Origin of the sequence: Tatumella sp. JGM130 (assembly GCF_018257525.1) — a bacterium.
GTDB classification, from domain to species: domain Bacteria; phylum Pseudomonadota; class Gammaproteobacteria; order Enterobacterales; family Enterobacteriaceae; genus Tatumella; species Tatumella punctata.
The window spans coordinates 1-23218 of record NZ_JAERJS010000008.1; the positions used below are offsets into that span (position 1 = coordinate 1).

General features: G+C 46.7%; 20 protein-coding genes and 3 pseudogenes. 17 read left to right on the forward strand and 6 right to left on the reverse strand.

Features of this window, described 5'->3' with window-relative positions; translation table 11 throughout:
* Window positions 1–402 precede the first annotated feature (402 nt).
* Window positions 403–1565: pseudogene (locus tag JK211_RS05625) on the forward strand (IS3 family transposase).
* A 248-nt stretch (window positions 1566–1813) separates the two neighbouring features.
* Here JK211_RS05625 and JK211_RS05630 read toward each other — a convergent pair.
* A pseudogene (locus tag JK211_RS05630) lies at window positions 1814–2600 on the reverse strand (transposase).
* Window positions 2601–3081: 481 nt separating this feature from the next.
* On the opposite strand from JK211_RS05630, the gene JK211_RS05635 reads away from it, so the two are divergent.
* From JK211_RS05635 to JK211_RS05665, 7 genes are all read left to right on the forward strand, one after another.
* The gene (locus JK211_RS05635) at window positions 3082–3987 is read left to right on the forward strand and encodes a glycosyltransferase (protein ID WP_212707696.1); all 906 of its coding nucleotides are present in this window, start codon (window positions 3082–3084) and stop codon (window positions 3985–3987) included.
* 21 nt (window positions 3988–4008) lie between these two features.
* On the forward strand, window positions 4009–5070 hold the full coding sequence (rffG, locus tag JK211_RS05640; protein ID WP_212707697.1) for a dTDP-glucose 4,6-dehydratase: 1062 nt from the start codon (window positions 4009–4011) through the stop codon (window positions 5068–5070).
* A gap of 19 nt (window positions 5071–5089) precedes the next feature.
* The gene (rfbA, locus tag JK211_RS05645) at window positions 5090–5959 is read left to right on the forward strand and encodes a glucose-1-phosphate thymidylyltransferase RfbA (protein ID WP_212707698.1); all 870 of its coding nucleotides are present in this window, start codon (window positions 5090–5092) and stop codon (window positions 5957–5959) included.
* Window position 5960: 1 nt separating this feature from the next.
* A complete protein-coding gene (rfbC, locus tag JK211_RS05650) occupies window positions 5961–6494 on the forward strand; it encodes a dTDP-4-dehydrorhamnose 3,5-epimerase (protein ID WP_212707699.1) in 534 nt (177 codons plus the stop codon).
* Window positions 6495–6608: 114 nt separating this feature from the next.
* On the forward strand, window positions 6609–8051 hold the full coding sequence (locus JK211_RS05655) for a lipopolysaccharide biosynthesis protein (protein ID WP_212707700.1): 1443 nt from the start codon (window positions 6609–6611) through the stop codon (window positions 8049–8051).
* Window positions 8048–8914: a dTDP-4-dehydrorhamnose reductase gene (gene rfbD / locus JK211_RS05660; RefSeq protein ID WP_212707701.1), complete on the forward strand. Its 867-nt coding sequence runs from the start codon at window positions 8048–8050 to the stop codon at window positions 8912–8914. Before JK211_RS05655 ends, rfbD begins: the two co-directional genes overlap by 4 nt.
* A 31-nt stretch (window positions 8915–8945) precedes the next feature.
* The gene (locus JK211_RS05665; RefSeq protein WP_212707702.1) at window positions 8946–9848 is read left to right on the forward strand and encodes a beta-1,6-N-acetylglucosaminyltransferase; all 903 of its coding nucleotides are present in this window, start codon (window positions 8946–8948) and stop codon (window positions 9846–9848) included.
* Between the two features lie 57 nt (window positions 9849–9905).
* Here the strand turns inward: JK211_RS05665 and JK211_RS05670 are convergent.
* A pseudogene (locus JK211_RS05670) lies at window positions 9906–10426 on the reverse strand (transposase); the annotation flags it as partial.
* 434 nt (window positions 10427–10860) lie between these two features.
* On the opposite strand from JK211_RS05670, the gene JK211_RS05675 reads away from it, so the two are divergent.
* From JK211_RS05675 to JK211_RS05715, 9 genes are all read left to right on the forward strand, one after another.
* Window positions 10861–11325 (forward strand): STM2901 family protein, encoded by a 465-nt coding sequence (locus JK211_RS05675; RefSeq protein WP_212707704.1) that lies wholly within the window; start codon window positions 10861–10863, stop codon window positions 11323–11325.
* Complete coding sequence (locus tag JK211_RS05680; protein WP_212707705.1) at window positions 11319–11645, forward strand: DUF1493 family protein; 327 nt, start codon at window positions 11319–11321, stop codon at window positions 11643–11645. The genes JK211_RS05675 and JK211_RS05680 overlap by 7 nt, the downstream gene beginning before the upstream one ends.
* Before the next feature lie 345 nt (window positions 11646–11990).
* Window positions 11991–12509 carry an iron transporter gene (locus JK211_RS05685; protein WP_212707706.1) on the forward strand — a complete coding sequence of 173 codons (519 nt, stop codon included), beginning with the start codon at window positions 11991–11993 and terminating at the stop codon, window positions 12507–12509.
* 502 nt (window positions 12510–13011) lie between these two features.
* Entirely contained in the window at window positions 13012–14187 is a 1176-nt protein-coding gene (gene manA, locus JK211_RS05690; protein ID WP_212707707.1) for a mannose-6-phosphate isomerase, class I, read from the forward strand.
* A gap of 405 nt (window positions 14188–14592) precedes the next feature.
* Entirely contained in the window at window positions 14593–15576 is a 984-nt protein-coding gene (gene manX / locus JK211_RS05695; RefSeq protein ID WP_212707708.1) for a PTS mannose transporter subunit IIAB, read from the forward strand.
* A 50-nt stretch (window positions 15577–15626) separates the two neighbouring features.
* Window positions 15627–16424, forward strand: a complete 798-nt coding sequence (locus JK211_RS05700) for a PTS mannose/fructose/sorbose transporter subunit IIC (protein ID WP_212707709.1) — start codon at window positions 15627–15629, stop codon at window positions 16422–16424.
* 12 nt (window positions 16425–16436) lie between these two features.
* Complete coding sequence (locus JK211_RS05705; RefSeq protein ID WP_212707710.1) at window positions 16437–17285, forward strand: PTS mannose transporter subunit IID; 849 nt, start codon at window positions 16437–16439, stop codon at window positions 17283–17285.
* A gap of 50 nt (window positions 17286–17335) precedes the next feature.
* Complete coding sequence (locus tag JK211_RS05710) at window positions 17336–17797, forward strand: DUF986 family protein (RefSeq protein ID WP_212707711.1); 462 nt, start codon at window positions 17336–17338, stop codon at window positions 17795–17797.
* Between the two features lie 183 nt (window positions 17798–17980).
* Entirely contained in the window at window positions 17981–19147 is a 1167-nt protein-coding gene (locus JK211_RS05715) for a nucleotide sugar dehydrogenase (protein WP_212707712.1), read from the forward strand.
* Window positions 19148–19470: 323 nt separating this feature from the next.
* On the opposite strand, the gene JK211_RS05720 is transcribed toward JK211_RS05715, so the two are convergent.
* The 4 genes from JK211_RS05720 to JK211_RS05735 are packed head-to-tail and all read right to left on the reverse strand — an operon-like array spanning window position 19471 to window position 22816.
* Complete coding sequence (locus JK211_RS05720) at window positions 19471–20862, reverse strand: 6-phospho-beta-glucosidase (protein WP_212707713.1); 1392 nt, start codon at window positions 20860–20862, stop codon at window positions 19471–19473.
* Window positions 20862–21197 (reverse strand): PTS lactose/cellobiose transporter subunit IIA, encoded by a 336-nt coding sequence (locus JK211_RS05725; RefSeq protein WP_212707774.1) that lies wholly within the window; start codon window positions 21195–21197, stop codon window positions 20862–20864. Before JK211_RS05725 ends, JK211_RS05720 begins: the two co-directional genes overlap by 1 nt.
* A 16-nt stretch (window positions 21198–21213) precedes the next feature.
* Complete coding sequence (locus JK211_RS05730) at window positions 21214–22500, reverse strand: PTS sugar transporter subunit IIC (RefSeq protein WP_212707714.1); 1287 nt, start codon at window positions 22498–22500, stop codon at window positions 21214–21216.
* A 16-nt stretch (window positions 22501–22516) separates the two neighbouring features.
* Window positions 22517–22816, reverse strand: coding sequence for a PTS sugar transporter subunit IIB (locus tag JK211_RS05735; RefSeq protein ID WP_212707715.1), 300 nt, complete (start codon window positions 22814–22816; stop codon window positions 22517–22519).
* Window positions 22817–23218: the final 402 nt, after the last annotated feature.

Genomic DNA, 23218 nt, shown 5'->3' on the forward strand with positions numbered 1-23218 from the left:
TGTTTGGCGATTGATCAGATCGCACAATCCGGGCTGAGTTCCCTTAAAGTGATCTACTATTTGGCGCAGCTATTTAGGTTTGATAGGGGATGCATCCTATTCAATATATTTAACACATGTATTGAATATTGGAGTTAGTACTTATATTTTTAAATTATCTGGTATAAATAGCTCGGTTTTATACGTTTCATTTACTATGCTTCTTTCTTTAATTGTAGGTCTTTTCACATACAAATATATAGAGGTTCCACTTATTAAAATCACTAGGCGTTTCTTTAGTTAAATTTCATTGGTTATTAAAAATGTTACCGACTTAAAATATGACCATGGCAACTGTTGATCTTACCCAGCAATAGTGGACACGCGACTAAGTGAGTAAACTCTCAAACAGAGGTGACTCACATGACAAAGCCAGCATCAACCGTAAAAAAGACGCGTAAGCAGCACACGCCTGAATTTCGTCACGAAGCCCTTAAACTCGCTGAGCGTATCGGTGTGGCCGCAGCCGCCCGCGAGCTCAGGCTGTATGAATCGCAGCTCTACAACTGGCGCAGTAAACAGCAGCAACAGCTCTCATCCTCTGCTCGCGAAAATGAACTCGCCGCTGAAAATGCCCGTCTGAAGCGTCAACTGGCAGAACAGGCAGAGGAGCTGGCCATTCTCCAAAAGGCCGCGACATACTTCGCGAAGCGCCTGAAATGAAGTATGTCTTTATCGAAAAACATCAGGCTGAGCTCAGCATCAAAGCCATGTGTCGCGTCCTCCGGGTGGCCCGCAGCGGCTGGTATGTGTGGGCTCAGCGACGTGCGGGGATAAACTCACGCCAGCAGTTCCGCCTGAATTGCGACTGCGCTGTACACGAGGCTTTTCACCGGGCAAAACAGCGCTACGGGGCACCGCGCCTGACTGATGAACTGCATGCTCAGGGTTACCGGTTCAACGTGAAAACCGTGGCTACCAGCCTGCGTCGTCAGGGACTACGAGCGAAAGCTTCACGGAAGTTCAGCCCGGTCAGTTACCGCGAACATGGTCTGTCGGTGTCGGAGAACCTGCTGAAGCAGGATTTTTACGCCAGTGGCCCGAACCAGAATTGGTCCGGTGACATTACGTACTTACGCACGGATGAAGGCTGGCTGTATCTGGCAGTCGTTATCGACCTGTGGTCGCGTGCCGTTATCGGCTGGTCAATGTCGTCACGGATGACAGCACAGCTGGCCTGCGATGCGCTACAGATGGCGCTGTGGCGGCGTAAACGCCCGGAAAATGTCATCGTCCACACAGATCGTGGCGGGCAGTACTGCTCAGCGGATTATCAGGCGCTCCTGAAGCGGCATAGCCTGCACGGCAGCATGAGTGCAAAGGGTTGCTGCTACGACAATGCGTGTGCGGAAAGCTTCTTCCACTCACTGAAAGTCGAATGTATCCACGGTTAACGCTTTATCAGCCGGGAAATAATGCGAACGACGGTGTTTAATTATATCGAGTGTGATTACAATCGGTGGCGCCGTCACAGTGCCTGTGGCGGTCTCAGCCCGGAACAGTTTGAAAACCAGAACCTCACTTAGGACGGTGTCCACATTACGTGGGTAAGATCATGTTGCTCAGATAGAAGGAATATCGGAAGCTACCCTGTATAACTGGCGTAATCAGGATAAATCAGAATGGAAACCTGTGACCGGTACAGAGAAAAATAGTGAACAATGGTCTGCAGAAGTGCGCTTTGCCGTAATAGTCGCAACCGCCACGTTTTCTGATGCTGAAGGGCTTTGTTGAATAAAATTCCATGCGAGTGTCCCTGTAGCTGGCTGTATTTTCAGGCAATACGCACGCTTTCTGGCATACTTGCCTTCGTCATTTTGTTCAGTGCCCGTACCATGGGCAGAGCCTCTGCAATTTGACTATCGTAGTCAAGCAGTATCAGTGAGCTTTAGAACAATTGTTTTACCCTATACATGGCCGTTTTCGCTATAGATAGAACGACGGTTATAATCTGTTGTCTGTTTCCACCATACATTGCTTCCGCTTAGTTGCTGATTAGCAACTGCACTGTTGCGGTCCGCGTACTCACCAGGCCAGTAACCCGCTCCCTTCCGGGGAGGAATGAGTGCGCTGACCTGATTTTTCGGTGGGTCTGCCGGATTAACCCAGGGAACCCTCTGGGTCTGGTACGTTGTTAAGCGACAGGTCAGCGCAGATGATTTCATGTGTTTTGCTGTCAACGGCCATATGTAGCTTCCGCCAGATACGGCGGTGTTCTTTGCCGTATTTTTTGACTTTCCATTTGCCGTTACCGAAGATCTTCAGTCCTGTGAAATCAATCACTAGATACGCGACTTCACCCCAGCTAACCGTTTTAAAACTAACATCGACAGACTTTGCCCGCTTGGTGACACAGGAGTAATCCGGACAGCGCAGCGGAACGCCCATTAGGGGAAAATGGAATCAATGAAGGACAGTGCAGCCCTCAGGGGCAGCCTGAATACGCGTTGATGGCAAGGTTAGTGAGGTCTTCCGCGTGCTGAAGGCGTGGCCGTGTCATACCACGACTTAATCGTCTCGTCATCCAGCCAGAAAGTCATGGAGCTATGGTTGATTAGAATTTTGTTATAGGTGTGCTAGTGGTCGATTCTGAACTTCTGCTTTGCCACGGGACTGTCTGTGTTGTAAGGGAATACGTGATATGATCCTTTAATTCAGCAAAAATTCGGTTCATTCAACAAATCCCGTTGCACGAAACGATAACCTACAATCATCAATATCGTTGAATATGGCGACTGTTAAAAAGTACGCTATTTTATGGAAAGCACTAGCCCGTTTCTAGGAAGAAAGTATGGCCTGGAAAAAGAGTAGCAGTATTGGGCAAAGCTATTTATGGTGAAGCCACTGTGGTAATTAGCGAGGGTTCGCATCAAAAAATTATTAATTATCCATTGTGTTTCTATCTGGCTTTATAAAATAGCGGATTTAAATATCTAATGAAGTCAGTAATCAGGTTTCCCTGTGGTGGGGCGAAGATCTGGTTTTTATAAAAATATTTATATCTAAGTTTATAGGTTTTTAAGTGAGTTTGAATGGGGTTTTGTGAGTATCGTTCAACTTCATTTTAATGATAAGGGGCTGAAATTGAAGGTAGCACTTCTTGTGGTTTTATACGGTAAAGAAATTAACCAGTCAAAAACGTTGATGTCATTATCTGATATAGATCTTTATGATTTTGATCTTGTTATATTTAACAATGGCCCTGACTTAATACATGCCATCGAAGATGATGATTTGTATATTAAACTATCAAATAAAGTAGCTAATGTACTGTTACTACAAGACTCGAATAACTCACCTTTAAGTTTAATTTATAATGATTTTATGGAATTAAAGTCAGGGTTCGATGCTTTTGCTTTTTTTGATGATGATAGTCTGATAACTATAGATTATATAAAAAGTATTTATGAATGCGTTCAAGCTAACCAATATGACCTTATGATACCGAGGATATATGGTATTGGTGATAATAAATACCATTACCCTAAAGTCAATGGTATGGTAGTTGAGGATGAAGTCATTATTAATTTAGATTCTAACCAAGAGATATTATCTATTGGCTCCGGGTTAGTTCTATTTAAACGAGTTATTAATAAGTTGAGTTGTTTTGGAGTAAGGATTTTTGATGAACGTTATGCACTATATGGAGTAGATTACAGTCTATTCAGAAAGGTTAATCTTTATGCTAAATCAGGTGGGGGGGTAAATATTAAAGTTAAGTCTCAACTAAATCATGATTTATCGAGTAGTTCATTAAAACAAGAAGGGTGGAGAATAAAAGAGAGACTGATAGATCGAGTGCTATCAATTAAGTATTACTCCCCTAATATCCTTTACAAACCAGCTAGGTTGTTTAAATTAATTGCCAAGGAATTTATTTCGTATAGATTTTATAATGTACTTTACATTATGTATATTTATATTAAAGGAAAGCATCCTCGATGCTAATTATTTTATTGGAGAGTTTTTATGAAAATTTTTATCACCGGTGGTGCCGGGTTTATCGGTTCCGCAGTAGTACGTAATATTATAGAAAATACTCAGGATCAGGCGATAGTCATTGATAGTCTGACCTATGCCGGTAACCTGGAGTCTCTGGCCGGGGTAGCAGACAGCCCGCGTTATCATTTTGAACAGGTTAATATCTGTGACCGTCAGGCTCTTGATGCGCTATTCAGCAAGTATCAGCCGGATGCGGTAATGCACCTGGCGGCAGAAAGCCATGTCGACCGTTCTATCGATGGCCCGGCGGCATTTATCGAAACCAATGTGGTCGGTACCTATACTCTGCTGGAAGCGACCCGCCACTACTGGAATACCCTTGACAGTGCAGCAAAACAGGCATTCCGTTTCCACCATATTTCCACCGATGAAGTCTATGGTGACCTGGAAGGGACCGATGATCTGTTTACCGAAACCACCCCTTATGCACCGAGCAGTCCGTATTCAGCCTCTAAAGCTTCCAGTGATCATCTGGTCAGAGCCTGGCTGCGTACCTATGGCTTGCCGACCATTGTCACCAACTGCTCAAATAACTACGGCCCTTACCACTTCCCGGAAAAACTGATTCCGCTGATTATCCTTAATGCAATGGCCGGTAAACCGTTACCTGTCTATGGCAATGGCAGCCAGATCCGTGACTGGCTGTATGTCGAAGATCATGCCCGCGCCCTGTATACCGTGGTAACTAAGGGGGAAGTCGGCGAAACCTATAATATTGGTGGCCATAATGAACGCCGCAATATCGAAGTGGTTAAAACTATCTGCGGCCTGCTGGAAGAGCTGGTACCGAATAAGGCACAGGGTGTAAGCCACTATGCAGATCTGATCACCTATGTTCAGGACCGTCCAGGGCACGACCTGCGTTATGCAATCGACGCGTCGAAAATTGAACGTGAACTGGGCTGGACTCCGGCAGAAACCTTCGAAACCGGGATTCGTAAAACCGTAGAATGGTATCTGAATAACCCTGTCTGGTGGCAGCGGGTGCTGGATGGTTCTTATGCCGGCGAACGACTGGGTTCACTTTAATTAACAGGAAACAGAGTCAATGAAAGGTATTGTGTTAGCCGGGGGTTCCGGTACCCGTTTATATCCGATTACTCAGGGCGTTTCTAAGCAGCTGATGCCGATTTATGATAAGCCGATGGTGTTTTACCCGATTTCGGTACTGATGCTGGCCGGGATCCGTGAAATTCTGATTATCTCCACCCCCGAGGATATGCCAGGCTTTAAACGTCTGCTCGGTGATGGCAGCCAGTTTGGTGTCAGTTTCTGTTATGAAGTACAGCCAAGTCCGGACGGGCTGGCACAGGCTTTTATTATCGGTGAAGAGTTTATTGATGGTGACAGCTGTGCGCTGGTACTGGGCGATAATATCTATTTCGGTGAAAGCTTTGGCCGTAAGCTGGAAAATGTGGTGCAGCGTACGCAGGGGGCGACCGTATTTGGTTACCAGGTGCTGGACCCTGAGCGTTTCGGGGTGGTGGAGTTTGATGAAAATAACCGCGCTATCTCACTGGAAGAAAAACCGGCCGCACCTAAATCTAACTGGGCGGTGACCGGCTTATATTTCTATGATAAAGATGTTGTGGAAATGGCAAAGCAGGTAAAACCTTCGGCGCGCGGCGAACTGGAAATTACCACCCTTAATGAGATGTATCTGCAGAAAAATGCGCTGCATGTCGAAAAATTGGGCCGCGGTTTCGCCTGGCTGGATACCGGTACCCATGACAGCCTGCTGGAAGCGTCATCGTTTATTCATACTATCGAAAAGCGTCAGGGCTATAAGGTCGCCTGTCTGGAAGAAATTGCCTATAACAAAGGCTGGCTGAGCCGTGAGCAGGTGCAGCGTCAGGCAACATTATTAGCTAAAACCGGCTATGGCCAGTATTTGCAGCGTATGATTGAAGAGGAATAAAATGCAGGTTATTGATACTAAAATCGCTGATGTTAAAATTATTCAGCCAAAAGTGTTCGGCGATGAACGTGGTTTTTTCCTCGAAACCTTTGAGAAAAAACGTTATCAGCAGATGCTGAATATCGACTTTGATTTTGTGCAGGATAACCATTCCCGTTCGTCGAAGGGAGTATTACGCGGCCTGCATTTCCAGACCAAACATGCCCAGGGCAAGCTGGTGCGGGTAGTACGTGGCGAAGTCTTTGATGTGGCGGTGGATATCCGTAAGGATTCACCGACCTATGGCCAGTGGCAAGGGGTGATTCTTTCAGAAGAAAATAAAACTCAGTTCTGGATCCCGCCGGGTTTAGCCCATGGTTTTGTGGTACTTTCTGATATTGCTGACTTTGAATATAAATGTACCGATTACTATACCCCGGGTTTTGAAGGCTGCCTGGCCTGGAATGATCCCGAGGTAGGGATTCAATGGCCGATTGATTTTGAACCTGTTTTATCAGAGAAAGATAAAGCAGGGCTTAGTATTAATTTGATTTAGGTTATTTGTTAGTTAATAAAACACGCTAACTGATTGTTTTTATTTAATGAGCTCTTTTTATTTAAACAGAGCTCTTTATTTTACATTGTGGTGTCTTATGATTTGGTATTTCCAATGACTCTTATCTCAAATGCAAAGTGGAATGCTTTCTCACAATTGTTTAAAATAATAATTCAGCTTTTGAATTTAATTTATCTGGCAAAGATAATCCCTCCTTCTGAATATGGGTTAATGGCAATGACAGCCGTAGTTGTTAACCTGGGGACGTTACTTAGAGATTTAGGAACTTCAGCAGCATTAATTCAGAGGAAAGAATTAAATGAAAAGCTTAAAAACACAATATTCTGGATAAACTTAATTATGGGGATTGCGATAGCAATAGCTATTTGTTTATTGTCCCCCGTCCTGTCAGCGGTCTATAATCAACCTGAATTACTTTCAGTATTTATCCTTATTAGTGTGATTTTTCCATTATCCAGCTCAGCTGCAGCTCATCTTGCTCTGATGGAAAGAGCATCTCAGTTCAGAAAAATATCATATATTGAAATTACGTCTTCAGTTTTTTCCGTAATTGTTGCTATCATTATGGCAAATTTAGGCTACGGTGTTTTCAGTCTGGTCGGTCAGGCCATAACCCTTAACTTAATGTCAGCGATACAGTTCTGGAGAGCATCAACCTGGAGGCCATCAATAAAAGAGTTTATTTGTAAGGAAGAATTAAGGAATGTATTTGGCTTCAGTGCTAATTTATCAATGTTTAACCTGATTAACTACTTATCCAGGAATGGGGATAGTTTTATTATTGGTAAGTATATGTCAGCAGCGATATTAGGAAGTTATAATTTAGCATATAGGATTATGTTGTTTCCATTGCAAAGTCTGACTTTTGTTGCTTCAAGATCACTTTATCCGATATTGAGCAGGCAGCAGGATGATAATGAAAAGATAAATAAAACCTATAACGATTGTGTTTTTGTTATAGTGTTAATTACAGCGCCGCTTATGACGGGAATTGCACTGTTAAGTCATCCTTTCATTAATTTGACCTTTGGCAATCAATGGGAGGTTACAGCCGATGTGCTAAAATGGTTAGCGCCTACCGCTATTATTCAATCAATATTAAGCACGACGGGTTCAGTATTTACTGCCAAGGGGCGCACTGATATTCTTATGCGGCTTGGGATATTAGGGACAGTTTTGCAGTTTGGTTCTTTTTTAATTGGCATCCATTTTAGCATCGTTACTTTTGCTTTTTGTTATCTTATTGCTAATGTCCTTAACTTTATACCGGTAATGCTGTCTTTGATGTATGTTATTTCCGGTAGCTTTTTTATTTTTATTCGTCAGCTTATGCCGATAATAATATCAACACTGGTTATGTTATTCGTAATAAATATTTTCGGCCATTATTTTATACCGATAAATGATATAAGTAACTATTGGCAGTTGATTTTAACTTCAGTTGTGGGTGCTGTAATATATGTAATATCCATGCTAACCCTGTCATTTAAAATAAGATTTTTTATATTTAATAAATTATTTAAGGTGAAGTCATGAAAATCCTCCTTACTGGTGCTAACGGTCAGTTGGGCCGTTGCTTCCGGGACCTGGTGTCCGAAACTGATACTGTTTTAGCTCTGGGATCGCAGGAGCTTGATATCAGTAATCGACAGGCAGTGATTGAAACCGCTAAACAGTTTCAGCCTGATATAATCATTAATGCTGCTGCCTATACTGCGGTAGATAAGGCAGAAAGCGAACCTGAACGCGCGGCGGCGGTAAATAGCCATGGGCCGGAAAATCTGGCGCTGGCGGCAAAAGCGGTTGGTGTAAGACTGGTGCATGTCTCTACCGATTATGTATTTGATGGCACAGGCAGTACGCCTTACCTGGAAACAGATGCAGTAAACCCATTAGGCGTTTACGGGCAGACCAAACTGGCCGGAGAGCTACTGGTACGCAGTATTCTTCCGGACGCGATTATTGTGCGTACTGCCTGGGTGTTTAGCGAATATGGCAATAATTTCGTTAAAACTATGCTGCGACTGGCAAAAGACCGCTCTGAACTGGGTATTGTTGCTGATCAGGTTGGCTGCCCTACCTATGCGGGTGATATCGCAACAGTTATCCTGAAAATGCTTAAGGAAAATGCAGCAGGTGGTATCTATCATTATTGCGGCGATCGTAGTCTATCCTGGGCCGAATTTGCAAAAATAATTTTTTTAAAAGCTGAATATTTTGGAATAATAAAGGATAAACCAAAGGTAAATTTAATTAGCACTGAAGAATATCCAACTCCAGCGAAACGCCCTAATTACTCAGTTCTATCTGCTTACAAGGTTTCAAAATATCACCCACCTTCAAACTGGGACTTGTCATTGGATAATGTTCTAATGAAGTTGGTTTTAGATGTCATTTGATTTAAATTTCAATTGAGACTGGTTTATTTATATGAAGAAAATTTTTTGTGTAACTTGCCATAAGCTAACTAATCCGTTGCAGTTAACTGTAGAGTACTTATCTTCTTTCAAAGAAAATACAGTGTTAATACATGTTGATGATAAGTTTGATATGGAGCCATTTAATTTCTTGAGATCTGAAAATGTTTTATTTATTACAGATAGAGTTAATGTGAAATGGGGCGGTTACTCACAGATAGAATCAACAATTAAGTTGCTAACTAAATCATTATCATTCGATTTTAAGTATCTTTTTTTTATATCTGGTGATGATTTGCCTTGTAAGTCTAATCAAGAGATTAATGACTTTATAAATTCTATTGAGTTTAAAAATATGGTTCATTTTCAGGATGAGAGGAATTCGTATGTGGATCCAGAGCAGAGAGTTAAATATAATTACCCATTATTCTTTTTTAATAAAAGAAAAAATATTTTGGATAAAGTGAAATCCAAGGTTTTTAAGTTTTTTGGTTTTTTGTTTATTAATAAAAGTTATAAGGAAAGTCTTCTCAAAGGGATGGTTTTTTATAAAGGAACAAGTTGGTTTTCACTTAACAATATGACTGTAAGGTTGTTGTTAAATTTCTTGAATGAAAATGAATGGTATTTTGATATATACAAAAAATCGCTATGTGGTGATGAGGTTTTTTTTCATACAGCACTTAAGTACTTAAAAGTAAATGATTTTTATCATAACCCTAACGAAATGAATGATGCATTGAGGTATATTGATTGGAAGAGCGGTCCTGAGTATCCAAAAATATTGAATTCGGGTGATTTATTTTCAATTAAAGAAACATCATGTTTGTTTGCTAGAAAGTTTACTGATGAAAGTGCGAGTGACATAATTAAATGTTTTATTTTGGATTCTCCTTCGGCTTTGTTGAATAAATAAGATTACGTGTGAACGTCCCTGCGGTAAGTGTCAAGGTCGTTCTCACCCCCGGTTAATTCAAGCCGCCTGTTTCTCCGGGCCTGGATTCAGGGTTACTGCCCCTTCAGGCTGCCAGTTTCTCGTTTTACCTGACCAGTGGGATGGGCTTGCCTCGCGCTCCGGTACAGTTCATCACGCTGTTTCAGAAGCTTATGATCTTCACCACGATGTCGCTCTGACGGCGTAACATAGCGTATTCCGCCGTGACGATGTTCTTCGTTATACCATCGGGTAAATTTATTCACCCGGCTCCGTGCTTCCTTCAGCGTTTTAAAACCAGATGACGGCCATGTGGGAACATATTTTAAGGTCCGGAATAGCGATTCGGCATACGCATTATCGTTACTGACCCGCGGACGGCTATGGGGCAGCGTGATATTTAGTTCGTGCAGTTTCATCTGCAGCGTCTGTGGTTTCATGGCTGCGCCGTTATCTGCATGCAGTACCAGCGGATGCCGCCAGTAGCCTTCACGTATTACATTGCGTTGCATTAAGGCGGCAGCCTGTTCACCACTTTCTGTTTCATGCACTTCATACCCAGTGATTTCCCAGCCCCGCTAAGCACCAGGGTAGTTCTCACCCCCCCCCCCCGGTTAATTTCAGCCGCCAGTTCTCTCTGATATCGATTTGCCTGTACCCTGTTATCACGGTGGGCAATTGGTATCTGCTTACACCCTGAATATCGTAGTGACTTAATTGCCTGGAAATAATTTTATTTTTTATTTAAGAAATTACATAGTCATTTTTGTGACACGGTCAGTTACTTTTATTATCGGTTGCCGGTATTCTGTCAGCCCTGTGATTATTTCTCAGGTGACGAGCGTTTATAAAATTTACAGGCGTGTCATTTAAGCATGATAACGTATAACAGCCAGTAATAGTTCTGGTGTCAGAATATTATCAGGTATAGCTGTTACTTAAATAATGAATATGATATTAGCAGTAAAGTTAACCTTTTAAAACAGGATGGTCAATGGATACCGTCGAACAGCTGAATGGAACATATTTTTATGCGGGTAAACCAAATATTATTGCCGCGGAACTATTTTTCATGATTTTTTGTGAGAATACAGCCAGGCAATTCGGTATCGGTATAGCTGATTTCGGGGCCGTTGTCGCTATTGTTTCCGGGAGAAACAACCTGGTGACAAGAGCTAAACCGGCTAATGCTATCAAAGGTACATCTTATGCATCGAGGGGGGCCAGAGCCGTTTTCGGGAAAATAAAATTTCCTTTCGGTATCTCGTTACCTACCTGGCCGGGAGGTTATACACCATGGACAGCGCGTCGTGTGATGGTGCGTAATCTTGCACCCTTTGTCGGCCGTTCAATACCTTTATTTGGGATAATTATTCTGGCTTCAGATGTCACACAAATCACTTATCTGACTGTGCGTGACTACAATACGATAGCCCGGGGCAATGATAAGTTATGGTAGAAACTATTGTGCAACGGGTTTATATGCTGGTACGGCCGTATGCCGGTACTTATCTTTTCAACCTTAAGACGGTGATATTAATGCCTGAAACCGATCTTGATACTGATCTGGGTATTGATGAACTTGAAGCTGAAGATCTGATGAATGATTTCTTCACACAATTTAACGTTGAACGGGGCAGTTTCAGAATTGAAACCTACTATCCACCGGGCACTTTGTCCCTGAATCCTTTCGCAAAAAAAACACTGATACCGGTCCCTGACTTTACTATCCGTATGCTGGTTGAATCAGCAAAGGCCGGGCGCTGGCTATTCGATTAACGCTACATAAGGGGGGGGTAATGGCAGAACCTGTTTATTTATTTTTAACTGATGATCGCAGGACGACGTTACCCGCGCTAACCAGTCCCGGTGAGCGGAAAATTGCCGGGTTTGAAGAGCATCACACTGCCCGACAACCTGTTTTACCCGCCCGTCGCCAGTCGTGGCTGATAACATCACAGATAACAAAATGTCTCGAGATTCAGGGTTTAGTGATATTTAGTAATTAATTATTAATATGATAATGATTCACATTTACAACCATTAATATCGCGTCCAGATTAATCGTTATGGCGGGTGCATGGTGCGGCCGCAGGCAGTAATCTGTCAGGAGCGATAAGCAGAATGAAATCTTCAAAATTACTTATTGGTGTGGCCGCGGGGTCGGTGATGTTTTCGGCGACAGTGCTGGCCAAAGAGTATCCGATTGGCGGGCCAGTTGAACATCAGGGAATGCAGATTGCCTCATCTTATCTGCTGAATATCGAAACCAGTCCGTCACCGGAGTCGATGGTGATGGGTAACGATGTTATTCATCTGGAAACCGATGTCCATGCGACCAAAAATAATCAATGGGGATTTTCTGAAGGGGAGTGGATCCCCTATCTGTCGGTAGATTATGTGGTACAGAAACAGGGTGACAGCCATTTCCTTGAATTCGGTCAGTTGCTGCCGATGTCTGCTGACGATGGTGCGCACTATGCCCATAGCGTAAAAATGGCCGGCGCGGGTACCTATAAAGTCACCCTGAAATATAACGCCCCGGATGAACAGGGCTATGCACGCCATACTGATAAAGCCACCGGAATTCCGCGCTGGTTTGCCCCCTTTACCGAAACCTTTACCTTCCGTTACCCCCAATAATCGCCGCACGGCAGGCGCACTGGCCTGCCGTCACCTTTCCCGAATCCTGTCCGTCCGTGCTGCTTAACCGCACTTTTCCCGCTGATTGCCGCAACCCTTCTCTGAGGGCGGTGTACTGATCATACTGCCGGCTGTAAATCAGTAGCGGATGACAGCGCTCTGCACTGAGGGCCTGGCCGGTGGTAAATATTTATAGCCTGCTTAATAATAAATATCTTTGATGATGATTATTATATTTCCCGGGCAGAGAAAAAATAAAAACCAGTTAAATCAATGTGAATATTTTCGCGCGGGTTATTTATTGCGATATAACCGAATGTTTACCAATAAATAATTAATCAATCGTTCGGAAGATACAAAAAATGCGCTTCTGGTTTTATTTTTTCAATGCTTGAGTCAGATCCCATATTGAATGCTTAACTCTCTTAAAGCGTCATTTTATTGCAAGCTATGATTTATATTTCTCACGCACTCCGGTCTGCAGACAGCAAAAGGAAAAGTGATGAACCGTTTAATTAATATCATTCAGCATTATGACTGGGGCAGTAAAACCGCCCTGACAGAACTCTATGGTATTGAAAATTCAGCCGGTCAGCCGATGGCCGAATTATGGATGGGTGCCCACCCTGATGCCAGTTCGTCAATAATCACCGCGGGCCGGCAAATCAGCCTGGCCGATGTTATCCGTGATTATCCGCAGCAAATGCTCGGGGCAGAGGTTGCGCGGCGTTTTTCGGGGCTGCCGTTTCTGTTTAAGGTACTCTGTGCCGCCAGTCCGCTGTCCATCCAGGTGCATCCCCATAAAGCGGCGGCAGAGCAGGGCTTTGCCCGTGAGCAACAGGCCGGCATTCCCCATGACTCACCGTTACGTAATTACAAAGACCCTAACCATAAACCGGAATTACTCTATGCCCTGACGCCTTTTCGGGCGATAAACGGCTTCCGCTCGCCCCGGCAGATTGCCGGATTACTGACCCCGCTGGCTGGTATGGATCCGCTGATTGCCGCCTTTGTCGCCCGGCCGGGGACAGAGGCGCTGAAAGCGCTGTTTGCCGGTCTGCTGGGGATGCAGGGACAGGATGCTGCCAGGGCGGTACGTCGCTTATCAGAAGTGAGTGCTCACTTGCCCGGTGAGGCATGGCAGGCAGTGCGCGAACTGCAGCAGTATTATCCGCAGGATATGGGACTGTTTATGCCATTGTTATTGAATGTGGTGCAGCTGCAGCCCGGAGAGGCGATGTTTCTGTATGCGGGCACGCCCCATGCCTATCTTTCCGGCTGCGGGCTGGAAGTGATGGCCAATTCTGACAATGTACTGCGGGCCGGACTGACACATAAACATATGGATATTACTGAGTTACTGGCGAATGTTGATTTCACTGTCAGTCACCCGGAACAGCTGCGTGTCACTCCGGTTGTTTCGCAGGATGAATTTAGTTTTCCGGTACCGGTCAGTGACTTCAGTTTCGCGGTGCATCAGTTGCAGGCCTTGCCCTGCGCCTTGTCATGGGGCGGACCGCTGATTGTATTCTGCCTGCAGGGCGAGGCCCTGTGTCAGTGCGCCGGGCAGCAGCTGAGCCTTCACGCCGGACAGTCAGCCTTTATTGGCGCCAGCGAACGGCCCTTGCTGGTCAGCGGCGACGGACGTCTGGCCGGGGCGTATTGTGAAATTTATTAATTATTTACTTTACCGGCAGCGCACAGTTTTTTCCCTGTGCTATATTTTTATCAATACCGGTTACCCGGAGAATGAAAAATTTAAATTTATTTAAATCAAAGTTATAAAAAAATGATCTGCCGCATTGTCAGCAGCTGAGTGCTCTGCCGGGCAGTATGATTTTAATTAACCTGTGTGAAATAATATATTCACCTGAGGCTAATATATTATTTTAAATAATAATTATTCATCTCCGTGATGCGCCGGTCGCCTCGTTTTACTGAGTCCCGTCACATATTTTATTTTTTTTAGGGAATAAAATAACTCTGTTTCCGAATACACTTTCCTGATATTTGCGTGTTTTTATCCTGACCATTGCAGATGCAGGACCTTTGAGAAAGATGTAGTTGATACGGGAGGTAGCAAGTGACTATTGCTATTGTCATTGGTACTCACGGTTGGGCGGCAGAACAATTGCTGAAAACCGCAGAAATGTTGTTAGGTGAGCAGGATAATGTCGGCTGGATTGACTTTGTCCCTGGTGAGAATGCTGACACCTTAATCGAAAAATATACCGCGAGGTTAGCAGCACTGGAGACCAGCCAGGGCGTGTTATTTTTGGTGGATACCTGGGGCGGCAGTCCGTTTAATGCGGCCAGCCGGATGGTAACAGAGAAAGAAAACTATGAGGTGATTGCCGGAGTCAATGTGCCGATGCTGGTGGAAACCTTTATGGCACGGGACGATAACCCGGCATTTAATGAACTTGTGGCGATCGCGCTGGAAACCGGACGTGAAGGGGTCAGGGCACTGAAATTTCAGCCAGAAACGGCCACCCCCGCCGTTGCCCCTGCCAGCCCTCAGCCGGTGAAAACCGCCACCGCACCGGCCCCGCAAAAGCCGATGAGTGACAGTGATTATATGGTGATTGGTCTGGCTCGTATCGATGACCGTCTGATCCACGGACAGGTGGCGACCCGCTGGACCAAAGAAACCAATGTGTCGCGCATTATTGTGGTCAGTGACGAGGTGGCCGCCGATCAGGTGCGCAAAACACTGCTGACCCAGGTGGCCCCGCCGGGAGTTACGGCCCATGTGGTGGACGTCGCCAAAATGCTGCGGGTTTATAACAATCCTAAATATGCCGGCCAGCGGGTTATGCTGCTGTTTACCAATCCCACGGATGTCGAACGTCTGGCCGCAGGCGGGGTGAAATTTACCAGTATTAATATCGGGGGGATGGCGTTCCGCCAGGGGAAAACCCAGGTCACCAATGCGGTGTCGGTCGATGCGCAGGATATCGGGGCCTTTAAAAAGCTCAATAGTCGCGGGATTGAGCTGGAAGTGCGTAAGGTCTCTTCCGATCAGAAAGTAAAAATGATGGATCTTATCGGCAAACTGGGCCAGTGATTGCCCGGCAGTCTGTCGTCTTATCAGTTTAACCTCACAGGAGAAGTACAATGGAGATAACCACACTTCAGATTGTACTGATATTCATCGTTGCCTGTATTGCCGGTATGGAATCAATACTGGATGAGTTTCAGTTTCACCGGCCACTGGTGGCCTGTACCTTAGTCGGTCTGGTGCTCGGCGATATGAAAACCGGCATTATTATCGGCGGTACTCTGGAAATGATTGCCCTTGGCTGGATGAATATCGGGGCGGCGGTTGCCCCCGATGCGGCACTGGCATCGATTATTTCGACCATTCTGGTGATTGCCGGTCACCAGGGGATCGGGGCCGGTATTGCGCTGGCGATCCCGCTGGCGGCGGCCGGTCAGGTATTAACCATTATCGTGCGTACTATTACCGTTGGTTTCCAGCATGCGGCCGATAAAGCGGCCAATAACGGCAATCTGAGCGCATTATCCTGGATCCATGTGTCGGCGTTACTGCTGCAGGCCATGCGTATCGCTATCCCGGCACTGATTGTCGCGGTATCCGTCGGCACCAGTGAAGTGCAGTCGATGCTGAATGCGATTCCGGAAGTGGTGACCAATGGCCTGAACATTGCCGGTGGCATGATTGTGGTTGTCGGTTACGCGATGGTGATCAATATGATGCGTGCCGGCTATCTGATGCCTTTCTTTTATCTCGGATTCGTGACGGCTGCCTTTACCAACTTCAACCTGGTGGCGCTGGGCGTTATCGGCGCAGTCATGGCGGTACTCTATATCCAGCTGAGCCCCAAATATAACCGTTCTGCGGCCCCGGTGGCGGCATCGGGTAATAACGATCTTGATAACGAATTAGATTAAGAGGTGAGAGAAATGGTTGATACAACCCGTCCGACAGAGAAAAAGCTCACCCCCGGTGATATCCGTGGCGTCTTTATTCGTTCGAACCTGTTTCAGGGGTCGTGGAACTTTGAACGTATGCAGGCGCTGGGGTTCTGCTTTTCGATGATACCGGCGATACGCCGCCTGTATCCGGAAAATAACGATGACCGCCGTCAGGCAATCCGGCGTCATCTGGAGTTTTTTAATACCCATCCGTATATGGCGGCCCCGGTACTGGGGGTAACCCTGGCGATGGAGGAGCAGCGTGCCAATGGTGCCGCGATTGATGATGCGGCAATTAACGGCATTAAAGTGGGCCTGATGGGGCCGCTGGCCGGGGTAGGTGACCCGATTTACTGGGGAACGGTCCGTCCGGTATTTGCGGCTCTGGGCGCAGGGATTGCCATGAGCGGCAGCCTGCTCGGTCCTTTGCTGTTCTTTGTGTTGTTTAATGCCGTCCGTCTGCTGACTCTGTACTATGGTATTTCTTACGGATACCGCAAAGGGGTCGATATCGTAAAAGATATGGGCGGTGGCTTTCTGCAAAAACTGACCGAAGGAGCATCGATTCTCGGGTTATTTGTGATGGGGGCGCTGGTGAATAAGTGGACCCATGTCAATATACCGCTGGTGGTGTCGACGGTGGTCGACCCGAACGGGGCTGAGCAGGTCACCACGGTACAGACCATTCTCGACCAGTTAATGCCGGGGCTGGTGCCTTTGCTGCTGACGTTTGGCTGTATGTGGCTGTTGCGCAAAAAAGTGAATGCGCTGTGGATCATTATCGGCTTCTTCGTTATCGGTATTGCCGGTTATGCGGCCGGCCTGCTGGGAATGTAATCGCAGACAGGGCGGGGGCGATGGCTGCCCCCGCCGTTGAGGAGTGAGAAATGTCACTGACCGACAGCGTACTGGTGTTATTGAGTGTCTGCCTGCTGGGCTGGCTGCTATTTGATCAGATCATCACCGGCTGGCTGAAAGGGCCGACCCTGCTGAAAGTGAGTCTGCTGCGCAGTAAGCGGATTGACGGGGCTATTTTTATCGGGCTGCTGGCGATTCTGCTGTACAACAATATCAATTCTGCGGGTGAGCCCCTGACCGGCTGGCTGTTATCCGTATTGCTGGTGGCCGGGGTGTATCTGGTGTGGCTGCGGCGTCCGGCACTGTTACTTAAGCCTCAGGGGTTCTGGTTGTGCTCGCTGTTTATCCCTTATCGCGCCATTCATAATATCCGTCTGTCAGAAGACGGGGTGCTGGTTATTCGTCTGGCATCACGTAATCTGCTGATCCGCGTACGTAATATTGATGATCTTGAACATATTTACCGCACCATGATTGCCACCAGCGACTAAGCGGTGCTACTTTAGCCATTCTTTTCCCCGCGGCGGATACCTCCCAATTCCTAAAAGCAGAAAAAATCTCATTATTTGTTTGGTGGTTGCCGCTGCGGACGGCACAATAGCTGTCATTATTCCGCTCTGCCTGAGCTACGCAGAGTATGGCAGTTTTACGCTTACTCAATGGATGTATGGACTATGAAAATTGCTATTGCCGGTACCGGTTACGTCGGGCTTTCGAATGGTATTTTGCTGGCACAACATAATGAAGTGGTGGCGTTAGATATTGACCAGAGCAAGGTCGATAAATTAAACCAGAAAATCTCACCTATCGTTGATAAAGAGATCGAACTTTATCTGGCGACCAGACAGCTTAACTTCACAGCCACCACAGATAAGACCCTTGCTTACCAGGGCGCTGATTTTGTGATTGTCGCGACCCCGACCGATTACGATCCGGTAAACAACTACTTTAATACCAAAAGTGTTGAGTCGGTGATCAGTGATGTGCTGGCGATTAATCCGCAGGCGACGATTGTGATTAAATCGACCATTCCGGTCGGCTTTACCCGTGCCCTGAAACAGCGTCTGGGGGTGGATAATATCATTTTCTCTCCGGAGTTCCTGCGTGAAGGCCGTGCACTGTATGACAATCTGTACCCGTCACGGATTGTGGTCGGCAGCCAGACCGAAGCCGGTAAAACCTTTGCTGCCTTGCTGGTTGCCGGTGCCGAGAAGCAGGATATTGAAGTACTGTTTACGGACGATACAGAAGCAGAAGCGATTAAACTGTTTGCCAACACTTATCTGGCCCTGCGTATTGCGTATTTTAACGAGCTGGACAGCTATGCTGAGCATCACGGTTTAAACAGCCGTCAGATTATTGAAGGTATTGGCCTGGATCCGCGTATCGGCAGCCATTATAACAACCCGTCTTTTGGTTATGGGGGATACTGCCTGCCAAAAGATACCAAACAGTTACTGGCTAACTATCACAATGTGCCGAACAACATTATCAGCGCGATTGTTGATGCCAACCGTACCCGTAAAGATTTTATCGCCGACAGTATTTTAAAACGTCACCCGAAAAAGGTCGGTATTTACCGGCTGGTGATGAAAGCCGGTTCCGATAACTTCCGTGCCTCGGCGGTACAGGGCATTATGAAACGCCTGAAGTCTAAAGGTGTGGAAGTGATGGTTTATGAACCGGTACTCGACGAACCGCTGTTCTTTAACTCGCAGGTGACCCACGACGTTAACGAACTGAAACAGCAGTGTGATGTGATTGTCGCCAACCGGCTGGTTGATGAGCTGAAAGATGTCAGCGATAAGGTCTATACCCGCGATTTATTTGGCAGTGATTAATCAGTAGCCATATTCATCCGTAGCCATAAAGAAAGCCCCGCAGCCACTGGTTGCGGGGCTTTACTTTGACTCCCTCAATTACGCCGCAGTTGCCCGTCTGTCTGCCTGCCAGCATCCTTGCTGGTCTGGTGTCATCCGGTTGAAGGCGCTGACTGCTGGTTTAACGTCACAACTGAAAGTGTGTTCAGGTGTTATGACTGTTAACTTCTTACTGCTTACTGCTTACTGCTTACTGCTTACTGCTTACTGCTTACTGCTTATTCTGCTGCTTTACTTAGTCTTCAGCGGTGGCCGTATCTCCCACTGCCACCGTCACCACAATCTCAGCCCTGATGTTGTCTGCGATCCGCCAGCAGCTGATCAACACACCGGGTATCGTCCGCCTGGGTGGCTTCGATACGGGCAATATCATCACTGAACAGGGGCAGATATTTTTTATGGGCATAGAGTAACTGGTCGAGCAGTTGTCTGGCGTTATCACCGGCCCGGATCAGCGGGTTGATGGTAAAGGCATGCAGTGCCGCGCCATAGTCGCCACTGACCGCGGCCTCAATCACGGTCTGTTCCATGGCTTTCATCACCTGCAACATACCGCGTGCCGCAGGCGGGAACGTACCCCAGTTGAGGGGTTCAGCCCCGTGGGAAGTAATAACAGAGGACACCTCAGCAATACTGTCATAGGGCAGGTCGCTGAGTGCACCATTGTTACGGGTACTGACCACCATCATTTTACGGCTGTCATTATAAATTGATTCAATCAGGTCACAGGCGGCATCGCTGTAGTGAGCGCCGCCACGATCTGCCAGCTCGGCCGGTTTCTGTTTCAGGTTCGGATCTTTATACAGTTCAAATAACCGCTGCTCGGTGGCTTTCACCACTTCGGCACGGGTGGCATAACCGGCAAAATCCTCTACCGCGTGTTCCAGCATCTGCTGTTCCAGATAATAGTAACGGTGGTAGCCGCAGGGCAGCAGACCGAGGTGACGGACCTGCTCAATATTAAACGGGATCTGATGAATATTACGCAGCCCTTCATTCAGCTGCTGACCACCGTAGATGGCCTCCAGCAGACCGGCAGTATGTTCGGTGCCTTGCTTGTCCCATACCCGGTGCCAGTGGAAGTGGTTTAACCCGGCAAATTTAAAAAACAGAGCGTCTTCCGGCTGATTAAGCAGGCTGGTGGCCTGTTCAATATGGCTGAACGGGACATTACACAGGCCGATGGTTTTTTCCCACTGGCCGTAACGGATAGCCGCCTCGGTGACCATTCCGGCCGGATTGGTAAAGTTAACCAGCCAGGCATTGGGGCACTGCTGACGCATATCTTTAATAATATCGAGGATCACCGGAATGGTACGCAGGGCTTTCATGATGCCCCCGGCACCGTTAGTTTCCTGGCCCAGGTAACCATGGGCTAAGGGGATACATTCATCCTTTAGCCTGGCATCCAGCAGCCCGACGCGGAACTGGGTGGTGACAAAGTCTGCATCTTTCAGGGCCGCTTTACGGTCCAGCGTCAGCCGGACCTGCCACGGCAGCCCGGCAGCCTCAATCATCCGGCGGGCCATATTACCGACAATCTCCAGCTTCTCTTGTCCTGCTTCAATATCGACCAGCCAGATCTCTTTCACCGGCAGTTTATCTTTACGCAGAATCAGTCCTTCAATCAGTTCCGGGGTATAACTGGAACCGCCGCCGATAGTCACTATTTTCATTAGGCATCCTTTCTCTGTGAGTTGAGTGAATAAAACTTCTGGTATAACGCGACGATCTCTTCGGCCATTTCACGGCATAACATGGCATTCATAATATGGTCCTGGGCGTGCACCATAATCAGGCTGACCGGCACCCTGCCGGCACCTTCGTCCTCGCCGATCAGCCGGGTCTGCATATTGTGACACTGACTGGCCGCCGCGCCGGACTGTTGCAGAAAATCTTCTGCTTGCTGCCACTGGCTGTTGCGGGCTGCGCGTATGGCTTCCATGGCACAGGATTTCGATTCTCCGGCGCACAGGATCAGGTTAATAATGGTCTCTTCATCTATTTCCATATCAGTTCTTTCCATATCATTCTCCGCTGACGGTTTCTGCCGCCAGTAAACTGCGCTCATAAAGCTTATAGAACGGGTAGTAGATCAGGGCTGAACTTAAGGTCAGCAGCACCACCAGTAAGGCGGCGTTAATATCCCAGCCGGTTGCCCAGGCTGCGCCTATCGGGCCGGGAGAGGTCCAGGGGGCGAGGGAAATGATATGGGCCACCAGTCCGTACTTAATGGCAAACCAGGCAATAATGGCGTTAACCATTGGCGTGAGGGTAAAAGGGATAAAAAACAGGGTGTTCATCACGATAGGTGAGCCAAAAATCACCGGCTCGTTAATATTAAACAGCGACGGGACCAGCGATATTTTACCGATAGCCCGCAGATGGGCTGATTTGCTGCGCAGATAGAGCAGCACCAGCCCGATAGTCGCCCCGGAACCACCGAGGGTGACAAAAAACGACCAGAAAGGTTCGACAAAAATATTCTCTGCCGCCTGACCGCCGGCAATATTCATCTGATTCAGGCCAAGGTTCGTCAGCCAGAATGCCTGTAAAAAGCCGCCGACAATATTGGCGCCATGGATCCCGGCAAACCATAGGATATGACAGATCAGTACCGCAATAATGACCGCCGGCAGTGAGTCAGAGGCGGATAACAGCGGGCTGAACAGGTCCATAATCGCCTGAGGGATCAGCATGCCGCTCAGGGATTGCACCGCGAGGCTGATCGGGAATAACAGCAGCAGTATCAGAGATAACGGAATCAGCTGGTTAAAGGATTTACGGATATTATCCGGCACCTGCTCCGGCAGCCGGATACCGATATTATGTTTATGCAGCCAGTAAGATATTTCTGTCACACTGACCGCGACAATAATCGCGGTAAAGATACCGGAACCGCCGAGATAGCTGGCAGACATCACACCGTCGGTCAGGGGGCTGCAGACCAGCAAAAAAGCCACCAGTGACAGTAATGCGGTGTTCAGGGCTTCCATCCGGTAATGGCGGGCCAGTGCATAACCAATCGCCGGGCATATATAGACGGACATTATCCCCATAGTCATATTATAGGGCGTCAGCAGCTGTTGCTTATATTCTGCGGCAATATATAGCCAGCCACGGGCAATAAAAAAGTTATTCTGTTCAGAGAATGGCGGGTAGGCAAATATAAGCACAAAGGATCCGATAATCATAAATGGCATCACGGAAATAAAACCATCACGGATAGCCATGATATGTCTCTGGGCCGATATTTTTGCCGCCAGCGGCAGCATTACTTTTTCCAGCGCAGAAAAAATGCGATTAATATCCATATGTCCCCCGGCTGAATTACATGGCTAATGCTGATTGCAGAACTTTATCACCGCGCATCATTCCATAGTCCATTGCATCAATCACCGAGACGGGAATATTAAGAGGTGCCAGTTTTTCCTGAACTTCCGACAGTTTATATTTTACCTGTGGCCCGAGCAGGCAACAGTCAGTCTGTTGAAGGTTATCATCTAATTCATTGATACTGATGGCTTTGATATAAACATCGATCTGATTTTCACGGGCATACTTTTGCATGCGGGTGACCAGCATACTGGTCGACATTCCGGCGGCACAACACAGCAGTATATTTTTCATAAACCATCCCTGAGTCAATGGACATTCATCCTGAATAAACAGTCACCGTTGCTGTTTATACACGCGCCGGTAATTCTATATTGTGCGTATAATCACACGCGGAGAAATATTTTATTTTCTTATGTCTGGTGATGATATTTATCCGGGGACTGTAATTGATTTATTTAACCTGTCTGAATTACATACTGTGTTATTAATTTCGGTTGATTTCTGACATTTTATTTTTATTACTCTGTTCTTTTTAAGACAGTAATAGTGCGGATAACCGGCAGACGGATATGTGCCGGTCACCGCAGTTAACAGGCCTGTAAAGCCGCTGGCAGGGGCACACAACCGCAGCAGGCAGGGCAGACTTTTGCACTCGCTGCAATAATGCTTTGCCGTAACCGCTATTTGATCTGT